The sequence below is a fragment of the Serratia sp. 2880STDY5682894 genome (genome assembly GCF_001537385.1).
In the GTDB taxonomy this organism is placed as follows: domain Bacteria; phylum Pseudomonadota; class Gammaproteobacteria; order Enterobacterales; family Enterobacteriaceae; genus Serratia; species Serratia nevei.
The window spans coordinates 334,556-359,234 of record NZ_FCJA01000004.1 but is presented as its reverse complement, the minus strand read 5'-3'; the positions used below and the strand labels follow the sequence as shown (position 1 = coordinate 359,234).

The window sequence follows — 24,679 nt, the reverse complement described above, 5'->3', positions numbered from 1 at the left end:
CCCCTTCACCCGCCGCCCGGCGGGTGAATTTTTTCCTCACCAGTAGCCCAACAGTTTCCACCACGCTCCGCCGATCAACATCCAAATCAGCAGGTTAACCACGCTCATCACCAGCCCCGCTTTCCACCATTCCCCCAGCGTCACGTAGCCGGAGCCGAAGATGATCGGCGCGGTGCCGGTGCCGTAATGCGTCAGCGACATCATCAGCGAGGAAGAGAACGCCAGGATCAGGCCCAGCAGCGCCGGTGGCGCGCCGAGCGCGATGCCGGCGGCGAAGAAGGCGGCGAACATCGCCGTCACGTGCGCGGTGGTGCTGGCGAAGAAATAGTGCGAATACAAATAGATGAGGGTCAGCAAGATCGTGCCGCCCACCCAGCTCATGCCCATATGGTCGATGCCGTTGCCCACGGTTTGCGACAGCCAGCCGATCAGCCCCAGCTTGCCGAGGAAGCTGGCCATCATCACCAGCGCCGAGAACCACACCACGGTGTCCCAGGCACCTTTATGCTTGAGCACATCCTCCCAGCTCAGCACGCCGGTGGCCAACAGCACCGCCAGGCCGATCAGCGCCGCGGTGGTGGGATTGACCGCCAGCACCGGGCCGAAGATCATCGCCGGGATGCCGGCCCACAGCACCAGCAGCAGCGCGAACACCCCGAGGGTGATTTTCTCCGGCAGCGTCACCGGCCCCAGCGCCTGCAGTTTTTCGCGCGCGAAGCGCGGCGCGTCCGGGGTACTTTTCACCTCCGGCGGGTACAGCAGATAGATGACCAACGGCATCACGATCAGCGAGCACAGCCCCGGCACCAGCGCGGCGACCGCCCACATCGACCAGGACAGCTCGAAGCTGCCGTGAGTGCCTTTGGCAATCAGGCTGACGATCAGCGGGTTAGGCGCGGTGGCGGTGATAAACATCGCCGAAGTGACCGGGTTGATGTTGTAGTTCACCAGCGACAGATAGCGACCGATCTTACCGGAGGTATTGAGCTCGGGTTTGGAACCGAAGCTGTCAGCGATCGACTTCATGATTGGGTGAATGATCCCCCCGCCGCGTGCGGTGTTGCTCGGCGTCACCGGCGCCAGCGTGGTTTCCGCCAGCGTCAGCGCATAAGCGATACCCAGCGTTTTTTTGCCGAACAGCGAAATGAAGTAGTAGCCGATGCGCGCGCCCAGCCCGGTTTTGTTCAGGCTGAGGGAGATCATGATCGAAAAACCGATCAGCCAGATCAGCTGGTTGGAAAAGCCGCTGAGCGCGTCGTCCAGCGCGGCGCCCGGCTTGCCGGGGTTGGTGACGCCGGTCACCGCCACCAGGGCGATGGCGATCACCGAGACCGCGCCGATCGGCATCGCCTTGCCGATGATGGCGATGATGGTGCCGATAAACAGCGCCAGCAGCTGCCAGGCGTTGGGTGCAACGCCCTCCGGCACGGGAATGAGGAACCAGATAATCAGCGTGGCGGCGAGGGCGCACAGGGAAGGAAGCGGTTTGAGCGGTGTGAGTTTATCCATAACGTTCCCACTGTTCTAAACAACAAGGCGGCGTCTCAATAGCGAGACGGGCGTGGGCGCAACGATCGCGCTCCATATGCCTTCAGCTTGGGCGTCCGTTTCAGCCTTCTCAATGACTTGCATCAAGAATGCCGCCGTTTGACCTCACACTTCACGCACTTTGGCGCTCATCCAGAGCGCTGCCAGCGCCAACAGCGCCGCCATCCAATACACCGAGCCATGACCGAAGTTCTCCACCAGCGCCCCCTGCAGCACCCCGGCCAGGATCACCCCGGTCGAGATACTGTTGGTGAACAGCGTGGTGGCGGCGCCCGGTCGGCCCGGCATCAAATCTTGAAAATAGAGCATGCCGATACCGGCGACGATGCCGATAAACACCGCGTTGAGCAGCTGCAGCGCGATCAGGGCCGGCTTGGCCGCCAGCACTATCAGCCCGAGATAAAACAGCACGCCCGCCGCCACCGCCAGCAGCATCATGTTGCGCTTGCCGAAGCGTTTGACGTAATAGCCGGCCAGCAGCATTGCCGGGATCTCCAGCCCGGCGGCGGTGCCCATCAGCACCCCGGCCAGCCCTTCCGGCAGGCCGAGATCGGCGGTGATATACAGCGGCATGTCGATGATGTACAGGGTGTTGCAGGTCCACATCAGCATTGAGGCGATGAATAGCCAGCGCACGTCGCGATTGCGCCAGGCACTGGCGGGCGCAATCGGCGCGGAAGCGCCTTCCCGCAACCCTTCGCCATCCGCCGCGCGCGGCACCGAAGGCAGCATGAATCCGACCAGCAGCACGCAGACCGCGAAGGTGGCGGCGGCGATCAGGAACATCACGGTAAAGCCGTAGTTCAGCGCCAACGCAAACGACAGCGGCGGGCCGATCACCCAGGCCAGCGAAAGCTGGGCGCGCATCACCGAGCTGAACATCACCACTTCACGCGCCTCGCTGTCGGCGTATTCCCGCGCCAGGGCGAAGATCTGCGGCATGGCGGTGTTGGCGATCGCCGCCATCAACACCCCGGCGGTGATCAGCGTCAGGTAATCGCGGTTAAAGGCGAACAGCAGGCAGTTGCCGACCGCCATCAGGCAGCACAGCAGGATCAGCCTGCGCCGGTCGCCGCGGGTGTCAGAACGTTTGGCCAGCAGGAAGCTGACCACGATGCCGGCCACGGCGTTAGCGGTGTAAAACAGGCCGACCCACAGCGGCCGCACCTTGACCTCGGTGGTCAAAAACAGGCTGAGCGTCGGCGTCAGCAACGCGCCGGCGATGCCGGAGAGAAAAGCGATTAGCAGGAATGCGGCAAAGATGGGGTTGATGCGCAGTGACAACCGGCTCAGGCGTTGCATATCGTCTTCCCTGACCTTAAAGCAGAAGAATGAACCTTAGGTCACGGCGAGAAAAATGCAAGCATATCGCCATGACCACGCATAAAAAAACCAGTGGGTCGCCCCACTGGCTGGTGAAACAGCACCATTACTCAGAAATTGGTTGCCGCTGCCCTTACAGGTGCTCGCGATACTGCTTATCGGTCATCTCTTTGATATCCCACTGGGTCAGGTGCGCCAGCATCGCCAGCCGCGCCTGTTCGGGCACCACGCTCAGCCAGTCGGCGCGCTGGCGGCGCACCGCGCTGAAATAGCGTTGATAGAACTGTCTGGATAAGAAAGCTTTCATGATTACGCCCTCCCCTTTCATTGATGAAAATTATCGGCGTAATATAGGGAAAGAAAAATTGACGAGTTGAGGCAGGAGCGTTCCTCTTTTATGTCTACGTCCCGATTGCAGCAGCAGTTCATCCGTCTGTGGCAACGTTGCCACGGTGAAACAACCGACACCACGCTGCAGGCACTGGCGGAGGTGCTGAGCTGTTCGCGGCGCCACGTGCGCTCCCTGCTGAGCGCCATGCAGCGGGAAGGCTGGCTCACCTGGCAGGCGGAGTCGGGGCGCGGCAAGCGTTCACGGCTCACGTTCCACTACACCGGCCTGGCGCTGCAGCAACAGCGGGCCGAGGAGCTGCTGGAGCAGGACCGCATCGATCAGTTGGTGCAGCTGGTGGGCGACAAAAACGTGGTGCGCCAGATGCTGCTGTCGCAGCTGGGGCGCAGCTTCCGCCAGGGTAAACACATCCTGCGGGTGCTCTACTACCGGCAGCTGTACAACCTGCTGCCCGGCTCGGCGCTGCGGCGTTCGGAGACCCATTTGGCGCGCCAGATCTTCAACGGCCTGACGCGCATAAATGAGGAAAACGGGGAACTCGAGTCCGATCTGTCTCACCATTGGCAGGCGCTGACGCCTCTGCACTGGCGGTTTTACCTGCGCCCGGCGATCCATTTTCATCACGGCCGCGAGCTGGAGATGGCAGACGTCATCACTTCCCTTTCGCGACTGACCTCGCAACCGCTGTTCTCGCATATCGAGAGCGTCACCTCGCCGACGCCGTTCGTTATCGACGTGCAGCTGCGCAGCCCCGACCACTGGCTGCCCTGGCTGCTGGGCAGCGTGCAGGCCATGATCCTGCCGCGCGAATGGCGTGAACTGCCGGATTTCGCCCGCCATCCGGTCGGCACCGGCCCCTACCGCGTGGTGCGCAACCTTCCCAGCCAGATGAAGATCCACGCCTTCGACGACTATTTTGGCTACCGGGCGCTGATCGACGAGGTGAACATCTGGGTGCTGCCGGAGTTTTCCGAAGAGCTGGTGCACTCCGGCGTGCAGCTGCAGGGCGATGAAACCGGCAACAGCGAGCTGGAAAGCCGGCTGGAAGAGGGTTGCTATTTCCTGCTGTTCGATCAGCGTTCTCCGCTGGCCGCCGACCCCGCCATTCGCAGTTGGCTGTGCGAATTGATCAACCCCATTTCGCTGCTGAGCCACGCCGGGCCGCTCTACCAGCGCTATTGGTCGCCGGCGTACGGCCTGCTGCCGCGCTGGCACCACAACCGCACGCTGGCGCAGCAGCCCAAGCCCGCGGGCCTGACCGAACTGACGATGACCCACTTCAATGAACATTCGGAGTTTCACGCCATCCGCCAGGCGATAGAACCGCTGCTGGCACAGCACGGCATCCGCCTGATCGTGCAAAGCGTGGATTACGCCACCTGGCACCAGGGCGACGCGCGCAGCGATCTGTGGCTCGGCAGCGCCAACTTCTATCTGCCGCTGGAGTTTTCGCTGTTCGCCACGCTGTACGAACTGCCGCTGATGCAGCATTGCATGAACGAAGATCTGGCGCAGGACGCGGCGCTGTGGCGCGCCAACCGCTTGCCGCTGGCCGAGTTCTGCCAGCGTCTGGTCAGCAACCACCAGCTGCATCCGCTGTTCCACCACTGGCTGCAGCTGCACGGCCAGCGCAGCATGCGCGGCGTGCGGATGAACACCCTCGGCTGGTTCGACTTCAAGTCCGCCTGGTTTGCCCCGCCGGAGGCATAAGCGCCTTTCGCCCGGGTCGGTTAATCTTTACAATAGCGCCGTCTCAACGGGGTGCGGTAAGTCGGGCCGCGTGATAAGCCCGATTTTCCGCTGAGAGCACACCCGTCGAACCTGATCCGGTCAATACCGGCGGAGGGATTTGAGCCCAGCGAACCGGCGACGCCGCCTCGCCCCCTCAGATGCCCTTGCCCCCTTATTTTTCAGGAGTGCAACGTGGTCAAAACATATCTGCCCTGCTTATTGCTGCTGTGTGCCGCGCCGGTGTTCGCCAAGCCGACGCTGACGGTTTACACCTACGATTCCTTCGCCGCCGACTGGGGCCCTGGCCCGGCGGTAAAAAAAGCCTTCGAAGCCGAGTGCGACTGTGAACTGAAGTTCGTCGCGCTGGAAGACGGCGTCTCGCTGCTGAACCGCCTGCGCATGGAAGGCAAGAACAGCGCCGCCGACGTGGTGCTGGGGTTGGACAACAACCTGTTGCAGGCGGCGCAGCAAACCGGCCTGTTCGCGCCGAGCGACGTCGACACCGCCAAACTGACGGTGCCGGGCGGCTGGCAGGACGCGACCTTCGTGCCTTACGACTACGGGTACTTCGCCTTCGTCTACAACAAAGAAAAACTGAAGAACCCGCCAAAAAGCCTGCAGGAGCTGGTCAGCAGCGATCGCAACTGGAAAGTGATCTACGAAGATCCGCGCACCAGCACGCCGGGCCTCGGCCTGCTGCTGTGGATGCAAAAAGTGTATGGCGACAAGGCGCCGGCCGCCTGGCAGCAGTTGGCGAAGAAGACCGTCACCGTCACCAAAGGCTGGAGCGAAGCCTACGGCCTGTTCCTGAAAGGCGAAGGCGATCTGGTGCTCAGCTACACCACCTCTCCCGCCTATCACCTGATCGAAGAGAAAAAAGATCTCTACGCCGCCGCCACGTTCAGCGAAGGCCACTACCTGCAGGTGGAAGTGGCGGGCAAGCTGAAGGCCGCCAAACAGCCTGAGCTGGCGGAGCGCTTCATGCAGTTCATGGTGACGCCGGCCTTCCAGAACACCATCCCGACCGGCAACTGGATGTACCCGGTGATCAACACCCCACTGCCCGTCGGCTTTGAGCAGATGAACGTGCCGCATACCGCGTTGCAATACAGCGCCGAAGAGGTGGCCAAACAACGCGGCGGTTGGATCCGGGCATGGCAAACCGCCGTCAGCCGCTGATCCCCCGCTGGCTCTGGCCGGGGCTGCTGGCCGCCGGCGTGATCCTGCTGGTCGCCGCGCTGGCGATGGGCTCGCTGTGGCGTCACGCGCCGGACAGCGACTGGCGCGGCCTGTGGCAGGACAGCTACCTGTGGCACGTGGTGCGCTTCACCTTTTGGCAGGCGCTGCTGTCGGCGCTGATTTCGGTGCTGCCCGCCGTTCTGCTGGCGCGCGCGCTCTATCGCCGCCGTTTCCCCGGCCGGCAACTGCTGCTGCGGCTGTGCGCCATGACGCTGGTGCTGCCGGTGCTGGTGGCGGTATTCGGCCTGCTCAGCGTCTATGGGCGCCAGGGCTGGCTGGCGACGCTGTGCGGCTGGCTGGGCGTCGAGTATGGCTTCTCGCCCTACGGCCTGCAGGGCATTCTGCTGGCGCACCTGTTCTTTAACCTGCCGCTGGCCACCCGCCTGTTGCTGCAGGCGCTGGAGAATATCCCGGTAGAGCAGCGCCAGCTGGCCGCCCAGCTGGGCATGAATGGTTGGCAGCAGTTCCGCTTCGTCGAATGGCCGGCGCTGCGCCGCCAGATCCTGCCGAGCGGCGCGTTGATCTTCATGCTGTGCTTCGCCAGCTTCGCCACCGTGCTGTCGCTGGGCGGCGGGCCGCAGGCCACCACCATCGAACTGGCGATCTATCAGGCGCTGAGTTACGACTACGATCTGGGCCGCGCCGCCATGCTGGCGCTGATCCAGTTAAGCTGTTGTCTGGGGCTGGTGTTGATCAGCCAGCGGCTGAGCCAGGCGCTGCCGGTGGGCCATACCCACGCCCAGCGCTGGCGCAACCCGGAAGACAACCTGTGGCGGCGCGTCAGCGATTTTCTGCTGATCGCCGCCGCGCTGCTGCTGCTGCTGCCGCCTCTGCTGGCGGTGATCGCCGACGGCGCCAATCAGGCCGTCGTCAGCGTGCTGCGCCAGCCGGTGCTGTGGCAGGCGCTGTTCACGTCGCTGCGCATCGCCCTCGGCGCCGGGCTGTTGTGCGTGGCGCTCACGATGATGCTGCTGTGGAGCAGCCGCGAGCTGAAGCTGCGGCAGCACCTGCGCGGCGGCCAGGCGCTGGAGCTGAGCGGCATGGTGATCCTGGCGATGCCGGGCATCGTGCTGGCCACCGGCTTCTTCCTGCTGCTGAGCGATACGATCGGGCTGCCGCAGTCGCCCTATGCGCTGGTGATCCTCACCAATGCGCTGATGGCGGTGCCCTATGCGCTGAAGGTGTTGGAGAACCCGATGCGCGACCTCGCCGAACGTTACAACCCGCTGTGCCTGTCGCTGGATATCCACGGCTGGCAACGGCTGCGGCTGATCGAACTGCGCGCGCTGCGTCGCCCGCTGGCGCAGGCGCTGGCCTTCGCCTGCGTGCTGTCGATCGGCGATTTCGGCGTGGTCGCCTTGTTTGGCAACGAGCATTTCCGTACCCTGCCTTTTTACCTGTATCAGCAGATTGGCGCCTATCGCAGCAACGACGGGGCGGTGACCGCGCTGCTGTTGCTGCTGTTGTGTTTCCTGCTGTTTACCCTGATCGAACGCTTACCGGGGCGCCATGCTGACGCTTGAAAAACTGACCTATCTGTACGAACACCTGCCGATGCGCTTTGATCTGCGCATCCAGCCGGGCGAGCGCGTCGCGGTGCTCGGCCCCAGCGGCGCCGGTAAAAGCACCCTGCTGAGTTTAATCGCCGGTTTTCTGCCGGCGGCCAGCGGCCGGCTGCTGCTGAACGACGAAGACCACACCGCCACGCCGCCGGCCAAACGGCCGGTGTCGATGCTGTTTCAGGAGAACAACCTGTTCGCGCACCTGACGGTGGCGCAGAACATCGGGCTGGGGTTGGATCCCGGTCTGCGCCTGACTGAACAGCAGCGCCAACAGCGGGCGCATATCGCCCGTCAGGTCGGTCTGGAGGAGCACCTGGAGCGCCTGCCGTCGCAGCTTTCCGGCGGTCAGCGTCAGCGCGCCGCGCTGGCGCGCTGTTTGATTCGCCAACGGCCGATCCTGTTGCTCGACGAGCCCTTCTCGGCGCTCGATCCGGCGCTGCGCAACGAGATGCTGCAACTGCTGCAGACGGTGTGCGAACAGCGCAACCTGACGCTGCTGATGGTGTCGCACAACCTCGACGACGCCGCGCGCATCGCGCCGCGCACGCTGCTGGTAGTCGACGGGCGCATTTACTACGACGGCCCGACGCAGGCCCTGCTGGACGGCAGCGCGCCCGAAGCGCGCGTGCTGGGCATTTCGGGCAAAGCGTGATCTGACGCGCGTTTTTTATGCTGCGCCAATAAACCTGTTGTGCGAATTTTGCGCCTGTGCTTTTATAAAAACCTGACTTTTTTTACTGATGATAAGGTTCCCTGTGATCGCATCCTCGCTGACTTCGACCCTACTAGTTACCGCGCTACCAGCCGCGGTGGTCGTCGTGCGTGTGGTGGTGGTCGTCGGCAATGCGCCGTAGGGTCCGAATCAACGCATCGATTCCCAAACCCCGCCGGCGCAAACCGGGCGGGGTTTCTTGTTTTAGCACCCTGCCCAGAAAAGCTCACCGGCCTTGAGAAAGGACAGGAACATGGCAACTTCGGGCACGCCTCAACCGGGCACCAGCTTCACCGGCGCACAATTGATCGTTCATCTGCTGGAGCGGCAGGGCATCACCACCGTCGCCGGCATCCCCGGCGGCGCCGCGCTGCCGCTGTATGACGCGCTGAGCCAAAGCACCCGCATTCACCACGTGCTGGCGCGCCACGAACAGGGCGCGGGCTTTATGGCGCAGGGCATGGCGCGCGCCAACGGCAAAGCGGCGGTATGCATCGCCTCCAGCGGGCCGGGCGCCACCAACCTGGTCACCGCCATCGCCGACGCCAAGCTCGACTCCATTCCGCTGGTGTGCATCACCGGTCAGGTGCCCTCCTCGATGATCGGCACCGACGCCTTCCAGGAGGTGGATACCTACGGCATTTCCATTCCGATCACCAAGCACAACCATCTGGTACGCGATATCCGCGAACTGCCACAGGTGATCGGCGACGCGTTCCGCATCGCCGAGTCCGGCCGCCCCGGCCCGGTCTGGATCGATGTGCCGAAAGACGTGCAGACCGCCACCATCACCCTGGAAGAGCTGCCGCCGATCGCCGTGCCGGACGCCGCACCGAGCTTCGATCCGGCGCTGGTTTCGCAGGCCGCCGCGATGATCAACCAGGCGAAACGCCCGATCCTCTACCTGGGCGGCGGCATCATCTGCGCCGACGCTCACCGGCAGGCGCTGGAACTGGCCGAACGCGCCGGTCTGCCTACCACCATGACGCTGATGGCGCTGGGGACGATGCCGGTGGAACACCCGCTGTCGCTGGGCATGCTGGGCATGCACGCGGCGCGCAGCACCAACTTCATTCTGCAGGAGGCGGATCTGCTGATCGTGCTGGGCGCGCGCTTCGACGATCGGGCAATCGGCAAAACCGAGCAGTTCTGCCCTAACGCCGCCATCATTCACGTGGATATCGACCGCGCCGAGCTGGGCAAGGTCAAACAGGCCAACGTGGCGATCCATGCCGACGTCGGCCAGGTACTGCAACAGCTGCTGCCGCAGATCGACACGCAGCCGCGCAGCGCGTGGCTGAGCACCGTCAACGACCTGAAACGCGAGTTCCCGTTCAACATGCCGAACGCCGACGATCCGCTGAGCCATTACGGCCTGGTGCTGGCCGCCGCGCGCTGCGTGGACGACAGCGCCATTATCACCACCGACGTGGGCCAGCATCAGATGTGGGTGGCGCAGGCCTATCCGCTGAGCCGGCCGCGCCAGTGGCTGACGTCGGGCGGCCTGGGCACCATGGGCTTCGGTCTGCCGGCGGCGATCGGCGCGGCGCTGGCGGAGCCTGAGCGTAAAGTGCTGTGCTTCTCCGGCGACGGCAGCCTGATGATGAACATTCAGGAAATGGCCACCGCGGTCGAACACGATCTGGATGTGAAAATCATTTTGATGAACAACCAGGCGCTGGGGCTGGTGCACCAGCAGCAAACCCTGTTCTACCAGCAGCGCATCTTCGCCGCCGCCTATCCGAAGCGCACCGACTTCCTGAAGATCGCCGCCGGATTCGGGCTGGACACCTGCGATTTGAACGCCGCGGAAGATCCGCAGGCCGCGCTGGCCGAAGCGATCCAACGCCCGGGCCCCTGCCTGATCCACGCGCTGATCGACATCAACGAAAAAGTGTTCCCGATGGTGCCGCCGGGCGCCGCCAACATCGACATGATTGGAGAATAAGCCATGCTGCAACCACAAGATAAACCCCAGGTGATCCTGGAGCTGGCCGTGCGCAACCATCCCGGTGTCATGTCGCACGTTTGCGGGCTGTTCGCTCGCCGCGCGTTCAACGTCGAAGGCATTCTGTGCCTGCCGCTGAAGGACGGCCAGCAGAGCCGCATTTGGCTACTGGTGGCCGACGACCAACGGCTGGAGCAGATGATAAGCCAGGTGGAAAAGCTGGAGGACGTGCTGCAGGTGAAGCGCCACAGCGAAGACGTGCGGGTATTTGAACAGCTGGAAGCGTTCTTCCAGTAAGGCGAACGGGGGCTGACGCCCCCTATCCATTATGATGATTGCCCGGACAGCACCTGCCACAACAGGTGCCGATACACCGGCATCAGCGGCTGCTGGCTCAGCAGATAACCGACCGCCAGCGCCGCCAGCCAACTCACGGCGCACACCACGCGCAGCCGCAGCGGCGTCAGCCAACGGCTCAGCCGATCGGCGTTGCGCTTGCCCTCACGCCACCAGCGCCAGCTCAGCCACACCGCCAGCCAGAGGGTGAGCGCCGCGGCGAGCAGCAACCACTTGAACATCGCGCTGTTGGCGCCGGCGGGAATGTCGATCGCCACGCCCGCCAGGATGCCGGGGAAAAAATAGACCGGCGGCCAGGTCAGGCAGCCGATGATGTTCGGCAAGGCAAACTTGTACGGCGGCAGATCGAGCATGCCGGCCACCATCGGCACCAGCGGGCGCGTCGGGCCAACGAAGCGGCCGATCAGAACGGTCGCCATGCTGTGCTGGTGCAAGGCGTGTTCGGTTTTGTCGAGCAGCGCTTTGTTCTTCTTCAGGAACGACCAGCGGTGCAAGGGCCCTTTGAAGGCGCGGCCGACGAAATAGGAGATCCAGTCGCCGAGCAGGCAGCCGACGATCCCCGCCGCCCAGGCGTAGTAGAAGTCCACCTTGCCGCTGCCGATCAGGGCGCCGATGCTGGCCATCATCACCGTGCCGGGCAGCAGCAGCCCCACCAGCGCCAGCGACTCGAGAAAAGCGACCAGCAGGACGACCATCAGGGTGAAAGCCAGTGACTGGGTGATCAAATCTTGTAAATAGGCTTCCATTACACCTCTGCGGATTATTCGGCCAAACGGGGCGAAGGATTTTCCAGTGCCGCCGCAGACGAGTCAATCGATGAATTGTATGCGTATTTGGCAACGCCGCGCGGCAATGGACAATCACTGTATAAAAACCCATACTATAATTTATCTATATTAGCGCTAAAACCGACATCTCGCTGAATGTCGCGCACGCCGCCCGGCGGAAGACGAAGGGGTTATGACAGCACTGCAACAGGGTTTCCTGCTCACTCGCCACTGGCGCGACACGCCCGCCGGCACCGAGGTCGAATTTTGGCTGGCGACCGACGCGGGCCCGCGTCAGTTGCGTCTACCGCCGCAAACCTCGGTGGCGTTTATCCCCGCCGAACAAAAGCCGCGCGCGGAACTGCTGCTGCGGGAAGAACGGCAAGTCGAACTGAAACCGCTGGCGCTGACGGATTTTCATCACCGCCCGATGCTGGGGCTGTACTGCCGCCAGCACCGTCAGCTCATCAAGCTGGAAAAACTGCTGCGGGAAGGCGGCGTTACGGTCTACGAGGCCGACATTCGCCCGCCCGAGCGCTACCTGATGGAACGCTTCATCACCGCGCCGGTGTGGTTCAACGGCCAGGGCAACGGCGATGGGCCGTTGCTCAATGGCCAGATGAAGCCGGCGCCGGACTACCGCCCGACGCTCAGGCTGGTGTCGCTGGATATCGAAACCACCGCCCACGGCGAACTTTACTCCATCGCACTGGAAGGCTGCGGCCAGCGCCAGGTCTACATGCTGGGGCCGGCCAACGGCGGCGATGCGCCGCTGGATTTCGATCTGGAATACTGCGCCAGCCGCCCCCAGTTGCTGGAACGGTTGAACGCGTGGCTGGAGCGCCACGATCCTGACGCCATCATCGGCTGGAACCTGGTGCAGTTCGATCTGCGGGTGCTGCAAAAGCACGCCGAACGCTACCAGATCCCGCTGCGGCTGGGGCGCGGCGGCAACCTGCTGGAGTGGCGCGAGCACGGCTTCAAACAGAACCACTTTTTCGCCGCCGCCGCCGGCCGCCTGATCATCGACGGCATCGAAGCGCTGAAATCCGCCACCTGGAACTTCCCCTCCTTTAGCCTGGAATACGTTTCGCAGGCGCTGTTGGGTGAAGGCAAGGCGATCGACAACCCTTATCAGCGCATGGCGGAGATCGACCGACGCTTCGCCGAAGACAAGCCGGCGCTGGCCCGCTACAACCTGAAGGACTGCGAGCTGGTGACGCGCATCTTCGCCAAGGCCGACCTGCTCAACTTCCTGCTGGAACGCGCCACCGTCACCGGGCTGGCGGCCGATCGCAGCGGCGGATCGGTGGCGGCCTTCAGCCACCTCTATATACCGCGCATGCATCGCCTGGGCTTTGTCGCCCCCAACCTCGGCGAACAGCCGGAGGAACACAGCCCCGGCGGCTTCGTGATGGACTCCCAGCCCGGCCTGTACGATTCGGTGCTGGTGCTGGACTATAAAAGCCTATACCCGTCGATCATCCGCACCTTCCTGATCGATCCGGTCGGGTTGGTGGAAGGCATGCGCCACCCCAGCGACGCCGACTCGGTGCCCGGCTTTCGCAACGCCCGCTTCTCGCGCAGCAAACACTGCCTGCCGGCGATCGTCGAGCAGATCTGGCAGGGGCGCGAGGCCGCCAAGCGCCAGCACAACAAGCCCCTGTCACAGGCGCTGAAGATCATCATGAACGCGCTGTACGGCGTGCTGGGATCGAGCGGCTGCCGCTTCTTCGATCCGCGACTGGCGTCGTCGATCACCCTGCGCGGCCACGAGATCATGCGCCAAACCCGCGAGCTGATCGAAGCCGAAGGCTATCAGGTGATTTACGGCGATACCGACTCCACCTTCGTGTGGCTGAAACAGCCGCATGACGAGCAGCAGGCGGCGCAGATCGGCCGGGCGCTGGTGCAGCGGGTCAACGCCTGGTGGCGGCAGCATCTGCAGCAGCAGTTCGGGCTGGAGAACGCGCTGGAGCTTGAGTTCGAAACCCACTATTCCCGCTTCCTGATGCCGACCATTCGCGGCGCCGAACAGGGCAGCAAGAAGCGCTACGCCGGCCTGATCGCACGCGCCGGCGGCGAGGAAGAGATGGTGTACAAAGGTCTGGAAACGGTGCGCACCGACTGGACGCCGCTGGCGCAGCAGTTCCAGCAGCAGCTCTATCAGCGCATCTTCAAACGGCAACCCTACCAGGACTATGTGCGCGACTACGTCGGCAAAACCCTGAACGGCAACTTCGACGATCAGCTGGTGTACCGCAAGCGCCTGCGCAGAAAGCTTGACGACTATCAGCGCAACGTGCCGCCGCACGCCCGCGCCGCGCGCATCGCCGATGACTACAACCGCAGCCAGGGGCGGCCGCTGCAGTATCAGAACGGCGGCTGGATCAGCTACGTGATGACCGTCGCCGGGCCGGAACCGCTGGAAACGCGCCATTCGCCCATCGACTATCAGCATTACCTCGAACGCCAGCTGCAACCGGTGGCAGACGCTATACTCCCTTTCTTGCACGACGATTTCACCACGCTGGTCACCGGGCAGATGGGGCTGTTTTGAGATTGCGCCAGGTTAAGAAAAATCATCCGGTTTTGCAGGTGACGAACGCGCCGCCTTCCATTACCATAGCGCCCTTCCCAAAACTGAACCACGCTTAGCCCTGCCGTCTCGCGACGTCTGCATGGCGTGAACGGCTATTGCCCGTCAAATTTAAAACAAACCGGGATTAGCAGACGTTCAGTACAGGTGCCGCGGCCCTTCCCGCCCGGTAACAAGACTTACTTACAAAGAATCGAGCCGACAATATATGCCTTTTACTCTTGGTCAACGCTGGATCAGCGACACGGAAAGCGAATTAGGACTGGGCACCGTCGTGGCGCTGGACGCGCGCATGATTACCCTGCTTTTCCCCGCCACCGGTGAAAACCGCCTCTATGCCAGAAACGATTCGCCGATCACCCGCGTGATGTTCAACCCGGGCGATACCGTCAGCAGCCACGAGGGATGGCAGCTGCAGGTGGAAGAGGTGAAAGAGGAAAACGGTCTGTTGACCTATATCGGCACCCGTCAGGACACCCAGGAAAGCGGCGTGGCGATGCGCGAAGTCCTGCTGGACAGCAAGCTGACCTTCAGCAAACCGCAGGATCGTCTGTTCGCCGGCCAAATCGACCGCATGGATCGTTTCGCGCTGCGTTTCCGCGCGCGCAAATACCAGAGCGAGCAGTATCGCCTGCCGTTCGCCGGCCTGCGCGGCATGCGCGCCAGCCTGATCCCGCACCAGTTGCACATCGCCCATGAAGTCGGCCAGCGCCATGCGCCGCGCGTCCTGCTGGCGGACGAAGTCGGCCTCGGCAAAACCATCGAAGCCGGCATGATCATCCACCAGCAGCTGCTGGCGGGCCGCGCCGAGCGCGTGCTGATCGTGGTGCCGGAAACGCTGCAGCACCAGTGGCTGGTGGAGATGATGCGCCGCTTCAACCTCTACTTCTCGCTGTTCGACGACAGCCGCTACGCCGAAGCCAAGCTCGACAGCAGCAACCCGTTCGAAACCGAACAGCTGGTGATCTGCTCGCTGGACTTCGTACGCCGCAACAAGCAGCGCCTGGAAGAACTGGCGGACGCCCAGTGGGATCTGCTGGTGGTCGACGAAGCGCACCACCTGGCCTGGAGCGAAGAAGCGCCAAGCCGCGAATATCAGGTGATCGAACAGCTGGCCGAGCATATCCCCGGCGTGCTGCTGCTGACCGCCACACCGGAGCAGCTGGGCCAACAGAGCCACTTCGCGCGCCTGCGCCTGCTCGATCCGAGCCGTTTCCACGACTACGGCGATTTCGTTGCCGAGCAGCAGAAATACCGCCCGGTGGCCGACGCCGTCACCCTGCTGCTGAGCGGTGAGCGCCTGGCCGATGACAAGCTGAACCTGCTGGGCGAGCTGATCGACGAGCAGGACATCGAACCGCTGCTCAAAGCCGCCAACAGCGAAGGCGACAACGCCGAGCAGGCGCGTCAGGAGCTGGTTTCCATGCTGATGGATCGCCACGGCACCAGCCGCGTGCTGTTCCGCAACACCCGTAACGGCGTGAAGGGCTTCCCGCACCGCAACCTGCACCAGATCAAGCTGCCGTTGCCGACCCAGTACCAGACCGCGATCAAAGTCTCCGGCATCATGGGCGCCAAGAAGTCCGTCGAAGCGCGCGCGCGCGACATGCTGTACCCGGAGCAGATCTACCAGGAATTCGAAGGCGAAAACGCCACCTGGTGGAACTTCGACCCGCGCGTCGAGTGGCTGCTGGACTATCTGCTGGCCAACCGCAACGAAAAAGTGCTGGTGATCTGCGCCAAGGCCGACACCGCGCTGCAGCTGGAGCAGGTACTGCGCGAGCGTGAAGCGATCCGCGCCGCGGTGTTCCACGAAGGGCTGTCGATCATCGAGCGCGACCGCGCCGCCGCCTACTTCGCCTCCGAAGAGGAAGGCGCGCAGGTGCTGCTGTGTTCCGAGATCGGCTCCGAAGGCCGCAACTTCCAGTTCGCCAGCCAGCTGGTGATGTTCGATCTGCCGTTCAACCCGGATCTGCTGGAGCAGCGTATCGGCCGTCTGGACCGTATCGGCCAGATGCACGATATCCAAATCATGGTGCCTTACCTGGAGCACACCGCGCAGGCGGTGCTGGGCCGCTGGTTCCACGAGGGGCTGGATGCCTTCGAACACACCTGCCCGACCGGCCGCACCATCTACGACAGCTGCTACGAGCAGTTGATCGGCTATCTGGCCGCGCCGACCGAACAGGAAGGCTTCGACGAATTCATCCACGCCTGCCGCCAGCAGCACGATCAGTTGAAAGCGCAGCTGGAACAGGGCCGCGACCGCCTGCTGGAGATGCACTCCAACGGCGGCGACAAAGCCCAGGCGCTGGCCGCCGCCATCGCCGAGCAGGATAACGACGTCAATCTGGTGGGCTTCGCGCTCAACCTGTTCGACATCGTCGGCATCAATCAGGAAGACCGCAGCGACAACCTGATCGTGCTGACGCCGTCCGATCATATGCTGGTGCCGGACTTCCCGGGCCTGCCGCAGGACGGCTGCACCGTCACCTTCGACCGCGATCGGGCGCTGTCGCGCGAAGACGCGCAGTTCGTCAGCTGGGAGCACCCGATCATCCGCAACGGCCTGGATCTGATCCTCTCCGGCGACACCGGCAGCTGCGCAGTGTCCCTGTTGAAAAACAAAGCGTTGCCGGTCGGCACCCTGCTGGTTGAGCTGGTTTACGTGGTAGAAGCCCAGGCGCCGAAGCACCTGCAGCTGACCCGCTTCCTGCCGCCGACGCCGATCCGCATGCTGATGGACCGCAAGGGCACCAACCTGGCGGCGCAGGTCGAGTTCGAAAGCTTCAACCGCCAGCTGAACGCGGTCAATCGCCACACCTCCAGCAAGCTGGTCAACGCCGTGCAGCAAGACGTGCACGCCATGCTGCAGCAGGCGGAAAGCCTGGTGGAAGCGCAGGCGCGCACGCTTATCGAACAGGCGAAGCAAGAGGCGGACGACAAGCTGAGCGCCGAGCTGGCGCGTCTGGAAGCGCTGAAGGCGGTCAACCCGAACATCCGCGACGACGAAGTCGAAGCGCTGGAGTTCAACCGCCGTCAGGTGCTGGCCAACCTCAATGAAGCCGGCTGGCGCCTGGACGCCATTCGTCTGGTGGTGGTCACCCACCAGTAACCGGCGCGACGCGGGGAGGCAACCGCCTCCCCGTTCGGCCCTTATCGCGGAGCCAAGATGGAACCCTACAATCCCCCGCAGGACCCGCTGCACATCCTGTATCAGGATGAACACATCATGGTGGTCAACAAGCCCAGCGGCTTGCTGTCGGTGCCCGGCCGCACGCCGGAAAACAAAGACAGCCTGATGACCCGTATTCAGGCCGATCATCCGGCCGCCGAATCGGTGCACCGGCTGGACATGGCCACCAGCGGGGTGATCGTGGTGGCGCTCAACAAGGCCGCCGAGCGTGAGCTGAAGCGTCAGTTTCGCGAACGCGAACCGAAGAAATCCTATATCGCCCGCGTTTGGGGGCATATGGAGCATGACGAAGGGTTGGTGGACTTGCCGCTGATCTGCGATTGGCCGAACCGGCCGCTGCAGAAAGTGTGTTTTGACACCGGCAAAGCGGCGCAAACGGAGTATCGGGTGCTGTCGCGCGACGCCGACGGCAGCACCCGCGTGAAGCTAACGCCGATCACCGGCCGCTCGCATCAGCTGCGGGTGCACATGCTGGCGCTGGGGCATCCGATCCTCGGCGACGGTTTCTACGCCCCGCCGGAGGCCAAGGCGATGGCGCCGCGGCTGCAGCTGCATGCGCAAGAGCTGCGCATCACCCACCCCGCCTTCCAGACGCCGATGCACTTTCGCGCCGAGCCGGATTTCTAAGCGCATCACCCAGGGATACCCTAAATAATTCGAGTTGCAGGAAGGCGGCAACTAAGCGCAGCCCCGGGAGCGTACAAAAAGTACGTGACCGGGGTAAGCGCGGGCAGCCAACACACCTGCAGCTCGAAGTATGACGGGTATCGTTATTTAAAGCCTTTCTCGCGTTTGATCAGGTCGTACGCCGCCTGAATCTCCTGCGCTTTCTGCTTGGCCATTTCCATCATCTGCGGCGGCAAGCCTTTCGCCACCAGCTTATCCGGATGGTGTTCGCTCATCAGTTTGCGGTAGGCGCGTTTGATGGTGGCGGCATCGTCGCTGCTGCGCACGCCGAGCACCTTGCACGCGTCGTCGAGCGTCGGGCCGCGCTGAGCCTGCTGATAGCCGCCCTGCGAATATCCGCCCTGCTGACCGCCGCCGAACTGGCGCCCACCTTCCATCATGCTGAGGAACTGGTCGAACTGCGCGCGCGAAATACCCAGCTCCTCGGCGATGACGTACAGCACCTGGCGTTCGTTCGGGTGCAGCGAGCCGTCGGCGAACGCCGCCTGAATCTGAATTTCCAGAAACATCCGAATCAAATCGAAGCGGCCAAAACAGATGCTGCGGAACTGCTGCAGCGTCTCACGCAGCGGGAACTGACTCTGTTTGCCCTCGCGGAACGCCTGCTGCGCCGCGGTGCGCGCTTCGCCATGCAGCTGCAGGCGATCCATGAACAGGCTGGCGATCTGGATATCCGCCTCGGTAACGCGTCCTTTGGATTTGGTCAGGTGGCCCATCACCTGAAAAGTGGTGCGGAAAAACAGCGTTTGCCGCGTTTGCTGGTCGGTGAAGAACCCCCGGCTGCGCTTGTTGCTGCGCGCCGTATCGATCATATGACCGATAATCAGCCCCAGAACTACACCCCAGAATCCCGCGCCAGACCAGATGGCGACGATGACGCCGAGCAGTTTTCCCCAATACTGCATATACTCCTCAATTATCATGCCGAAAGCCGCCCACTCCCCTTCGCTTCAGGAAAGGGTGCAGGCGATTTTTCCTAGAATTTGGATTATCATACCTGTCATTTATCTTTGCGCCTAACGACGACGCAAGTAAACGGCTGGATTTAGCACTAGCGCAACGCAGATGAGTAATATAGTCTCTGACCGTTTGCCGGACATGACGCCTCTGATGACGGAACACCAAAACCGCGTATGAAAAAAAGTTTCCCAACACTGCTGGCCACGATGATTTGGACGGCACTCTACAGTCAGCATGCGCTGGCTGATCTGGCCGAGCAATGCATGCTTGGCGTTCCCGTTTACGACAAGCCTTTGGTCAGCGGCGATCCGAACAGCCAACCGGTGACGATCAATGCCGATGACTCGCGCGCCGACTACCCGAAAAGTGCCCTGTTCAGCGGCAACGTGCGCGTCGAGCAGGGCAACAGCACCCTGACCGCCAAAGAAGTTGAGCTGAACCAGACGGAAAAACCCGGCCAGACGGAGCCGGTGCGTACCGTCACCGCCACCGGCGACGTGCACTACAGCGACAATCAGATCAAACTGAAAGGCCCGAAGGCCTGGTCGAACCTGAACACCAAAGATACCGACGTCTATGAAGGCGACTACCAGATGGTAGGCCGCCAGGGGCGCGGCGACGCCGACAAGATGAAGATGCGCGGCGCCAACCGTTACACCATTCTGGAAAACGGCACCTTTACCTCCTGCCTGCCGGGCGACGACAGCTGGAGCGTGGTCGGCTCCGAAGTGATCCACGATCGCGAAGAACAGGTGGCGGAAGTGTGGAACGCCCGCTTCCGCATCGGCGGCGTGCCGGTGTTCTACAGCCCGTACCTGCAGCTGCCGGTCGGCGACAAGCGCCGTTCCGGCTTCCTGATCCCGAACGCCAAGTACGGCAGCAACAACGGCTTCGAGTTCATGTTGCCGTACTACTGGAACATCGCGCCGAACTACGACGCCACCATCACGCCGCACTATATGTCCAAGCGCGGCCTGCAGTGGCAGACCGAGTTCCGTTATCTGGTGCAGCCGGGCCTCGGCCTGATGGAGTTCGACTGGCTGCCGGACGACAAGGAATACGGCAAAGATCATGACGACAACAAACGCTGGTTGTTCTACTGGAACCACAACGGCGTCATGGATCAGGTGTGGCGCTTCAACGTCGACTATACCAAGGTCAGCGACTCTAAATACTTCACCGACCTGGACTCCAAGTACGGCTCCACCACTGACGGCTACGCCACGCAGAAATTCAGCCTCGGCTATGCCAACGAGAACTGGAACGCCACGCTGAGCTCCAAACAGTTCCAGATTTACGACGACACCGATCGTTCACAGTCGGACTCGTATAAAGTCCAGCCACAGCTGGATCTGAACTACTACAAGAACGACCTCGGCCCGTTCGACTTCCATATCTACGGTCAGGCGGCCAAGTTCACCAGCGTCAACCCATACAGCCCGGACGCCACCCGTCTGCATATGGAGCCGACGCTCAACCTGCCGTTGACCAACGGCTGGGCCAGCCTGAACACCGAAGCCAAGGTGATGGCGACCCATTACCAGCAGGATATTCCTGACGGTTTCGCCGCCAACTACCAGAGCCGTAAAGGCGTCGCTGCACCGGAACTTGATGACTCGGTCAACCGCGTACTGCCGCAGTTCAAGGTTGACGGCAAGCTGGTATTCGAACGACCGATGATCTGGGCCGAAGGCGCCACCCAGACGCTGGAGCCGCGCGTGCAGTACCTGTACGTGCCGTACCGCGACCAGAGCAACATCTACACCTACGACACCACGCTGCTGCAGACCGACTACTCCGGCCTGTTCCGCGACCGCACCTACAGCGGCCTGGATCGCATCGCTTCGCAGAACCGCGTCTCCACCGGTTTGACCACCCGCATTTATGATGACGCGCTGGTTGAACGTTTTAACGCTTCCGTGGGTCAAATCTACTACTTCAGCCGTTCGCGCACCGGCGACCAGGTAACCGGGTACGACAACAACGACGATACCGGCAGCGTGGCCTGGGCCGGCGATACCTATTGGAAAATCGACGATCGTTGGGGCCTGCGCGGCGGCCTGCAGTACGACACCCGCCTGAACAGCGTCTCGCTGGGCAACGGCGTGGTGGAATACCGCCAGGATGCCGAGCGCGTGGTGCAGCTGAACTACCGTTACGCCACGCCGGAATATATCCAGACGGCGTTGAACACCAAAACGGTTCCGGCCTTCCAGGACGGCATCTCGCAGGTGGGCATCACCGGCAGCTGGCCGATCGCCGATCGTTGGGCGGTGGTCGGGGCGTATTATTACGACACCCGCGCCAAACAATCCGCCGATCAGCTGGTGGGGCTGAAGTACAACACCTGCTGCTGGGCAGTGACCCTGGGCTATGAGCGCAAGATCACCGACTGGAACAACAGCAACAATACCAGCGTTTACGACAACAGAGTTTCGTTCAACGTCGAACTGCGCGGCCTGAGCAGCGATCATAGTCTCGGCTCCGCAGAAATGCTGCGCTCCGGCATTCTGCCGTATCAGCGCGCATTCTGACGCTTTGCAACACTTTGAAAACGAGAACTTTCACCCGCATTTGCGGATTACATAATGGGAAATGTATGAAGAACTGGAGAACGCTTATTCTCGGATTGGTGGTTTGCGCCAATGCCGCGTTCGCAGCACCCCAAGAAGTGGATAAAGTCGCCGCCGTCGTGGATAACGGCGTGGTACTCGAAAGCGACGTCAACGGTCTGTTGCAGTCAGTGAAGCTCAACGCCCAGCAGGCCGGCCAACAGCTGCCGGACGACAAGACGCTGCGCCATCAGATCATCGAACGCCTGATCATGGATAACATCCAGCTGCAGATGGCCAAGAAAATGGGCATCACCGTGTCCGACGCCGATCTGGATAAAGCGATCGCCAATATCGCCGCACAAAACAAGATGAGCGTCGATCAGCTGCGCAGCCGCCTGTCGTACGAAGGGTTGAACTACAACACCTACCGTTCGCAGATCCGCAAAGAGATGCTGATCTCCGAAGTGCGTAACAACGAAGTGCGCCGCCGCGTCACCATCCTGCCGCAGGAAGTGGACTCGCTGGCCAAACAGGTGGGCGCGCAGAACGGCAGCGACACCGAAATGAACATCAGCCACATCCTGATCCCGCTGCCGGAGAACCCGTCTCAGCAGCAGGTCGACAAAGCCGAAGAGCTGGCCAAACGCCTGGTGGGTGAGATCAACAGCGGCGCCGACTTCGGCAAGCTGGCGATCACCTACTCCGCCGACTCTCAGGCGCTGAAAGGCGGCAACATGGGCTGGGGCAAGCTGCAAGAGATCCCGACCCTGTTCGCGGAACGTCTGGTGAGCGCCAAGAAAGGCGACGTCGTCGGCCCAATCCGTTCCGGCGTCGGCTTCCACATCCTGAAAGTGAACGACATCCGCGGCGCGAGCCAGTCGGTGTCGGTTACCGAAGTGCACGCCCGTCACATCCTGCTGAAACCTTCGGTGGTGCTGACCGACGATCAGGCGCGCGCCAAGCTGCAATCCGTTGCGGAAGCGATCAAGAGCGGCCGCGCCAAGTTTGCCGACGAAGCCAAACAGCTGTCGCAGGATCCAGGTTCCGCCATGCAGGGCGGCGATCTGGGCTGGGCTTCCCCGGACATCTACGATCCGGCCTTCCGCGATGCGTTGCTGAAGCTGAGCAAGGGTGAAATCAGCGCGCCGGTCCACTCTTCCTTCGGTTGGCACCTGATCCAGCTGCTGGATACCCGCCAGGTGGATAAGACCGACGCCGCGCAAAAAGATCGCGCTTACCGCATGCTGTTCAACCGTAAGTTCGCCGAAGAAGCGCAGACCTGGATGCAGGAACAGCGCGCCCAGGCTTACGTGAAGATCCTCGATGGCAGCGATGCACAGCAATAAACGCGTCGTCATTACCCCCGGCGAACCCGCCGGGGTAGGGCCGGATTTGGTGGCAGCGCTGGCGCAACAGGATTGGCCTGTTGAGCTGGTGGTGTGCGCCGATCCGGCCCTGCTGCTTGAACGCGCCAAGCGTTTGGGCCTGCCGCTGACGCTGCGCGACTACCAGCCGCAGCAACCGGCCGAAGCGCAACGCGCCGGCACGCTGACCGTACTGCCGGTTCCGCTCGCTCACCCGGTCACCGCCGGGGAGCTCAACGTCGGCAACAGTGCCTACGTGGTGGAAACCCTGGCGCGCGCCTGCGACGGCTGCCTGAACGGCGAATTCGCTGCGCTGATCACCGGCCCGGTGAACAAGGGCGTGATCAACGACGCCGGCGTGCCGTTTATCGGCCATACCGAATTCTTTGCCGATCGCAGCCGCTGCGATCGCGTGGTGATGATGCTCGCGACCGAAGAGCTGCGCGTGGCGCTGGCGACCACCCACCTGCCGCTGCTGGCGGTGCCGGGCGCCATCACGCAACAGAGCCTGTTCGAAGTCATCCGCATCCTCGACCACGATCTGAAAACCAAATTTGGCATCGCCCGGCCGCACATTTACGTTTGCGGCCTGAATCCCCACGCCGGGGAAGGCGGCCATATGGGGCACGAAGAGATAGACACCATCATCCCGGCGCTCGACGCGCTGCGCGCTGAAGGCATCCATCTTGTCGGCCCGCTGCCGGCGGACACCCTGTTCCAGCCCAAATATCTGCAAGATGCCGATGCGGTGCTGGCGATGTATCACGATCAGGGGCTGCCGGTGCTAAAATACCAAGGGTTCGGCCGCGCGGTGAATATCACCCTCGGTTTGCCTTTCATACGCACCTCGGTCGACCACGGTACCGCTCTGGAACTGGCCGGCACCGGCACCGCCGATGTCGGCAGTTTCCAAACGGCCCTGAATCTCGCCATTAAAATGATAATTAATTGTAATGAATAACAGAGTCCACCAAGGGCACTTTGCCCGCAAACGCTTTGGACAAAACTTTTTAACCGATCAGTTTGTCATCGATAGCATTGTCTCCGCCATTCACCCGCAGCCGGGCGAAGCGGTGGTCGAGATCGGCCCCGGCCTCGGCGCCCTGACCGAGCCGGTCGGCGCACGCATGGACCGCATGACGGTGATCGAACTGGACCGCGATCTGGCCACCCGGCTGGAGAACCACCCGCGGCTGAAAGACAAGCTGACCATCCACCAGCAGGACGCCATGACGGTGAATTTCGCCGAACTGGCCGAGGAAGCTGGCCAACCGCTGCGCGTATTTGGTAACCTGCCGTACAATATTTCGACGCCGCTGATGTTCCACCTTTTCAGCTATACTCAGGCAATCCGCGACATGCACTTTATGTTGCAAAAAGAGGTGGTCAACCGTCTGGTGGCCGGCCCGAACAGCAAGGCCTACGGGCGTTTGACCGTGATGGCGCAGTACTACTGCAACGTCATTCCTGTGCTGGAAGTGCCGCCGACCGCGTTCGCGCCGCCGCCGAAGGTCGATTCCGCCGTGGTGCGCCTGGTGCCGCACAGCGTGCTGCCGAACCCGGTGGGCGACGTGCGCATGCTGAGCCGCATCACCACGCAGGCGTTCAACCAGCGGCGGAAAACCATCCGCAATAGCCTGGGCGACCTGTTCACGCCGGAGCAGCTGACGGAGCTGGGCGTCGATCCTTCGCTCAGAGCAGAAAATATTTCTGTGGCACAGTACTGCAAGCTGGCGAACTGGCTGTCAGCCAATCCGACGCCGCAGCAATAAGGAGTTGTTG

The 24,679-nt window shown here is 62.5% G+C and carries 19 protein-coding genes and 1 riboswitch; of the genes, 14 read left to right on the top strand and 5 right to left on the bottom strand.

Annotation, left to right across the window (positions count from 1 at the left end):
- Positions 1-36: 36 nt before the first annotated feature.
- The 3 genes from AWX27_RS12265 to sgrT all read right to left on the bottom strand — a co-directional run bounded on the left by AWX27_RS12265 (position 37) and on the right by sgrT (position 3,178).
- On the bottom strand, positions 37-1,509 hold the full coding sequence (locus AWX27_RS12265; RefSeq protein ID WP_060422453.1) for a DASS family sodium-coupled anion symporter: 1,473 nt from the start codon (positions 1,507-1,509) through the stop codon (positions 37-39).
- A 144-nt stretch (positions 1,510-1,653) separates the two neighbouring features.
- Complete coding sequence (locus AWX27_RS12260) at positions 1,654-2,850, bottom strand: MFS transporter (protein WP_060422450.1); 1,197 nt, start codon at positions 2,848-2,850, stop codon at positions 1,654-1,656.
- Between the two features lie 154 nt (positions 2,851-3,004).
- Positions 3,005-3,178 carry a glucose uptake inhibitor SgrT gene (sgrT, locus tag AWX27_RS24550; protein WP_004932838.1) on the bottom strand — a complete coding sequence of 58 codons (174 nt, stop codon included), beginning with the start codon at positions 3,176-3,178 and terminating at the stop codon, positions 3,005-3,007.
- Positions 3,179-3,268: 90 nt separating this feature from the next.
- Between sgrT and sgrR the strand changes: the two genes are divergently transcribed.
- From sgrR to ilvN, 7 genes are all read left to right on the top strand, one after another.
- Positions 3,269-4,930, top strand: a complete 1,662-nt coding sequence (gene sgrR, locus AWX27_RS12255) for an HTH-type transcriptional regulator SgrR (RefSeq protein ID WP_060422447.1) — start codon at positions 3,269-3,271, stop codon at positions 4,928-4,930.
- A 37-nt stretch (positions 4,931-4,967) separates the two neighbouring features.
- Positions 4,968-5,086: riboswitch (TPP riboswitch) on the top strand.
- A 57-nt stretch (positions 5,087-5,143) separates the two neighbouring features.
- A complete protein-coding gene (gene thiB, locus AWX27_RS12250) occupies positions 5,144-6,130 on the top strand; it encodes a thiamine ABC transporter substrate binding subunit (protein ID WP_060422445.1) in 987 nt (328 codons plus the stop codon).
- The gene (gene thiP, locus AWX27_RS12245; RefSeq protein WP_060422444.1) at positions 6,106-7,713 is read left to right on the top strand and encodes a thiamine/thiamine pyrophosphate ABC transporter permease ThiP; all 1,608 of its coding nucleotides are present in this window, start codon (positions 6,106-6,108) and stop codon (positions 7,711-7,713) included. The genes thiB and thiP overlap by 25 nt, the downstream gene beginning before the upstream one ends.
- On the top strand, positions 7,700-8,404 hold the full coding sequence (thiQ, locus tag AWX27_RS12240) for a thiamine ABC transporter ATP-binding protein ThiQ (protein ID WP_038873430.1): 705 nt from the start codon (positions 7,700-7,702) through the stop codon (positions 8,402-8,404). Before thiP ends, thiQ begins: the two co-directional genes overlap by 14 nt.
- Positions 8,405-8,492: 88 nt before the next feature.
- A complete protein-coding gene (ivbL, locus tag AWX27_RS25090) occupies positions 8,493-8,606 on the top strand; it encodes an ilvB operon leader peptide IvbL (RefSeq protein ID WP_154747116.1) in 114 nt (37 codons plus the stop codon).
- Between the two features lie 111 nt (positions 8,607-8,717).
- Positions 8,718-10,412 carry an acetolactate synthase large subunit gene (gene ilvB / locus AWX27_RS12235; protein ID WP_060422442.1) on the top strand — a complete coding sequence of 565 codons (1,695 nt, stop codon included), beginning with the start codon at positions 8,718-8,720 and terminating at the stop codon, positions 10,410-10,412.
- 3 nt (positions 10,413-10,415) lie between these two features.
- A complete protein-coding gene (ilvN, locus tag AWX27_RS12230; RefSeq protein ID WP_016929110.1) occupies positions 10,416-10,709 on the top strand; it encodes an acetolactate synthase small subunit in 294 nt (97 codons plus the stop codon).
- Between the two features lie 29 nt (positions 10,710-10,738).
- Here ilvN and AWX27_RS12225 read toward each other — a convergent pair whose 3' ends face one another.
- The gene (locus AWX27_RS12225) at positions 10,739-11,515 is read right to left on the bottom strand and encodes a DedA family protein (protein WP_038873425.1); all 777 of its coding nucleotides are present in this window, start codon (positions 11,513-11,515) and stop codon (positions 10,739-10,741) included.
- Positions 11,516-11,729: 214 nt separating this feature from the next.
- Between AWX27_RS12225 and AWX27_RS12220 the strand changes: the two genes are divergently transcribed.
- The 3 genes from AWX27_RS12220 to rluA all read left to right on the top strand — a co-directional run bounded on the left by AWX27_RS12220 (position 11,730) and on the right by rluA (position 17,958).
- Complete coding sequence (locus AWX27_RS12220) at positions 11,730-14,096, top strand: DNA polymerase II (protein ID WP_060422439.1); 2,367 nt, start codon at positions 11,730-11,732, stop codon at positions 14,094-14,096.
- A gap of 247 nt (positions 14,097-14,343) precedes the next feature.
- Positions 14,344-17,250, top strand: coding sequence for an RNA polymerase-associated protein RapA (rapA, locus tag AWX27_RS12215; protein ID WP_060422435.1), 2,907 nt, complete (start codon positions 14,344-14,346; stop codon positions 17,248-17,250).
- 57 nt (positions 17,251-17,307) lie between these two features.
- Positions 17,308-17,958 (top strand): bifunctional tRNA pseudouridine(32) synthase/23S rRNA pseudouridine(746) synthase RluA, encoded by a 651-nt coding sequence (rluA, locus tag AWX27_RS12210; RefSeq protein WP_060422432.1) that lies wholly within the window; start codon positions 17,308-17,310, stop codon positions 17,956-17,958.
- A 143-nt stretch (positions 17,959-18,101) separates the two neighbouring features.
- Here rluA and djlA read toward each other — a convergent pair whose 3' ends face one another.
- Complete coding sequence (gene djlA, locus AWX27_RS12205; protein ID WP_015376627.1) at positions 18,102-18,923, bottom strand: co-chaperone DjlA; 822 nt, start codon at positions 18,921-18,923, stop codon at positions 18,102-18,104.
- Positions 18,924-19,151: 228 nt separating this feature from the next.
- Here djlA and lptD point away from each other — a divergent pair, with 228 nt between their 5' ends.
- The 4 genes from lptD (at position 19,152) to rsmA (ending at position 24,669) form a co-directional block, all read left to right on the top strand.
- Positions 19,152-21,512: an LPS assembly protein LptD gene (lptD, locus tag AWX27_RS12200; protein WP_060422429.1), complete on the top strand. Its 2,361-nt coding sequence runs from the start codon at positions 19,152-19,154 to the stop codon at positions 21,510-21,512.
- A gap of 65 nt (positions 21,513-21,577) precedes the next feature.
- The gene (surA, locus tag AWX27_RS12195) at positions 21,578-22,879 is read left to right on the top strand and encodes a peptidylprolyl isomerase SurA (RefSeq protein WP_048232625.1); all 1,302 of its coding nucleotides are present in this window, start codon (positions 21,578-21,580) and stop codon (positions 22,877-22,879) included.
- On the top strand, positions 22,866-23,858 hold the full coding sequence (pdxA, locus tag AWX27_RS12190; RefSeq protein WP_033649277.1) for a 4-hydroxythreonine-4-phosphate dehydrogenase PdxA: 993 nt from the start codon (positions 22,866-22,868) through the stop codon (positions 23,856-23,858). The genes surA and pdxA overlap by 14 nt, the downstream gene beginning before the upstream one ends.
- Positions 23,851-24,669 (top strand): 16S rRNA (adenine(1518)-N(6)/adenine(1519)-N(6))-dimethyltransferase RsmA, encoded by an 819-nt coding sequence (rsmA, locus tag AWX27_RS12185; RefSeq protein WP_060422426.1) that lies wholly within the window; start codon positions 23,851-23,853, stop codon positions 24,667-24,669. The genes pdxA and rsmA overlap by 8 nt, the downstream gene beginning before the upstream one ends.
- The last annotated feature ends 10 nt before the right edge of the window (positions 24,670-24,679 follow it).

Bases quoted from the DNA above. Each gene is read 5' to 3' on its own strand.
- AWX27_RS12265 (WP_060422453.1), bottom strand. From the start codon at position 1,509: ATGGATAAACTCACACCGCTCAAACCGCTTCCTTCCCTGTGCGCCCTC.
- AWX27_RS12260 (WP_060422450.1), bottom strand. From the start codon at position 2,850: ATGCAACGCCTGAGCCGGTTGTCACTGCGCATCAACCCCATCTTTGCC.
- sgrT (WP_004932838.1), bottom strand. From the start codon at position 3,178: ATGAAAGCTTTCTTATCCAGACAGTTCTATCAACGCTATTTCAGCGCG.
- sgrR (WP_060422447.1), top strand. From the start codon at position 3,269: ATGTCTACGTCCCGATTGCAGCAGCAGTTCATCCGTCTGTGGCAACGT.
- thiP (WP_060422444.1), top strand. From the start codon at position 6,106: ATGGCAAACCGCCGTCAGCCGCTGATCCCCCGCTGGCTCTGGCCGGGG.
- thiQ (WP_038873430.1), top strand. From the start codon at position 7,700: ATGCTGACGCTTGAAAAACTGACCTATCTGTACGAACACCTGCCGATG.
- ivbL (WP_154747116.1), top strand. From the start codon at position 8,493: ATGATAAGGTTCCCTGTGATCGCATCCTCGCTGACTTCGACCCTACTA.
- ilvB (WP_060422442.1), top strand. From the start codon at position 8,718: ATGGCAACTTCGGGCACGCCTCAACCGGGCACCAGCTTCACCGGCGCA.
- ilvN (WP_016929110.1), top strand. From the start codon at position 10,416: ATGCTGCAACCACAAGATAAACCCCAGGTGATCCTGGAGCTGGCCGTG.
- AWX27_RS12225 (WP_038873425.1), bottom strand. From the start codon at position 11,515: ATGGAAGCCTATTTACAAGATTTGATCACCCAGTCACTGGCTTTCACC.
- AWX27_RS12220 (WP_060422439.1), top strand. From the start codon at position 11,730: ATGACAGCACTGCAACAGGGTTTCCTGCTCACTCGCCACTGGCGCGAC.
- rapA (WP_060422435.1), top strand. From the start codon at position 14,344: ATGCCTTTTACTCTTGGTCAACGCTGGATCAGCGACACGGAAAGCGAA.
- rluA (WP_060422432.1), top strand. From the start codon at position 17,308: ATGGAACCCTACAATCCCCCGCAGGACCCGCTGCACATCCTGTATCAG.
- djlA (WP_015376627.1), bottom strand. From the start codon at position 18,923: ATGCAGTATTGGGGAAAACTGCTCGGCGTCATCGTCGCCATCTGGTCT.
- lptD (WP_060422429.1), top strand. From the start codon at position 19,152: ATGAAAAAAAGTTTCCCAACACTGCTGGCCACGATGATTTGGACGGCA.
- surA (WP_048232625.1), top strand. From the start codon at position 21,578: ATGAAGAACTGGAGAACGCTTATTCTCGGATTGGTGGTTTGCGCCAAT.
- pdxA (WP_033649277.1), top strand. From the start codon at position 22,866: ATGCACAGCAATAAACGCGTCGTCATTACCCCCGGCGAACCCGCCGGG.
- rsmA (WP_060422426.1), top strand. From the start codon at position 23,851: ATGAATAACAGAGTCCACCAAGGGCACTTTGCCCGCAAACGCTTTGGA.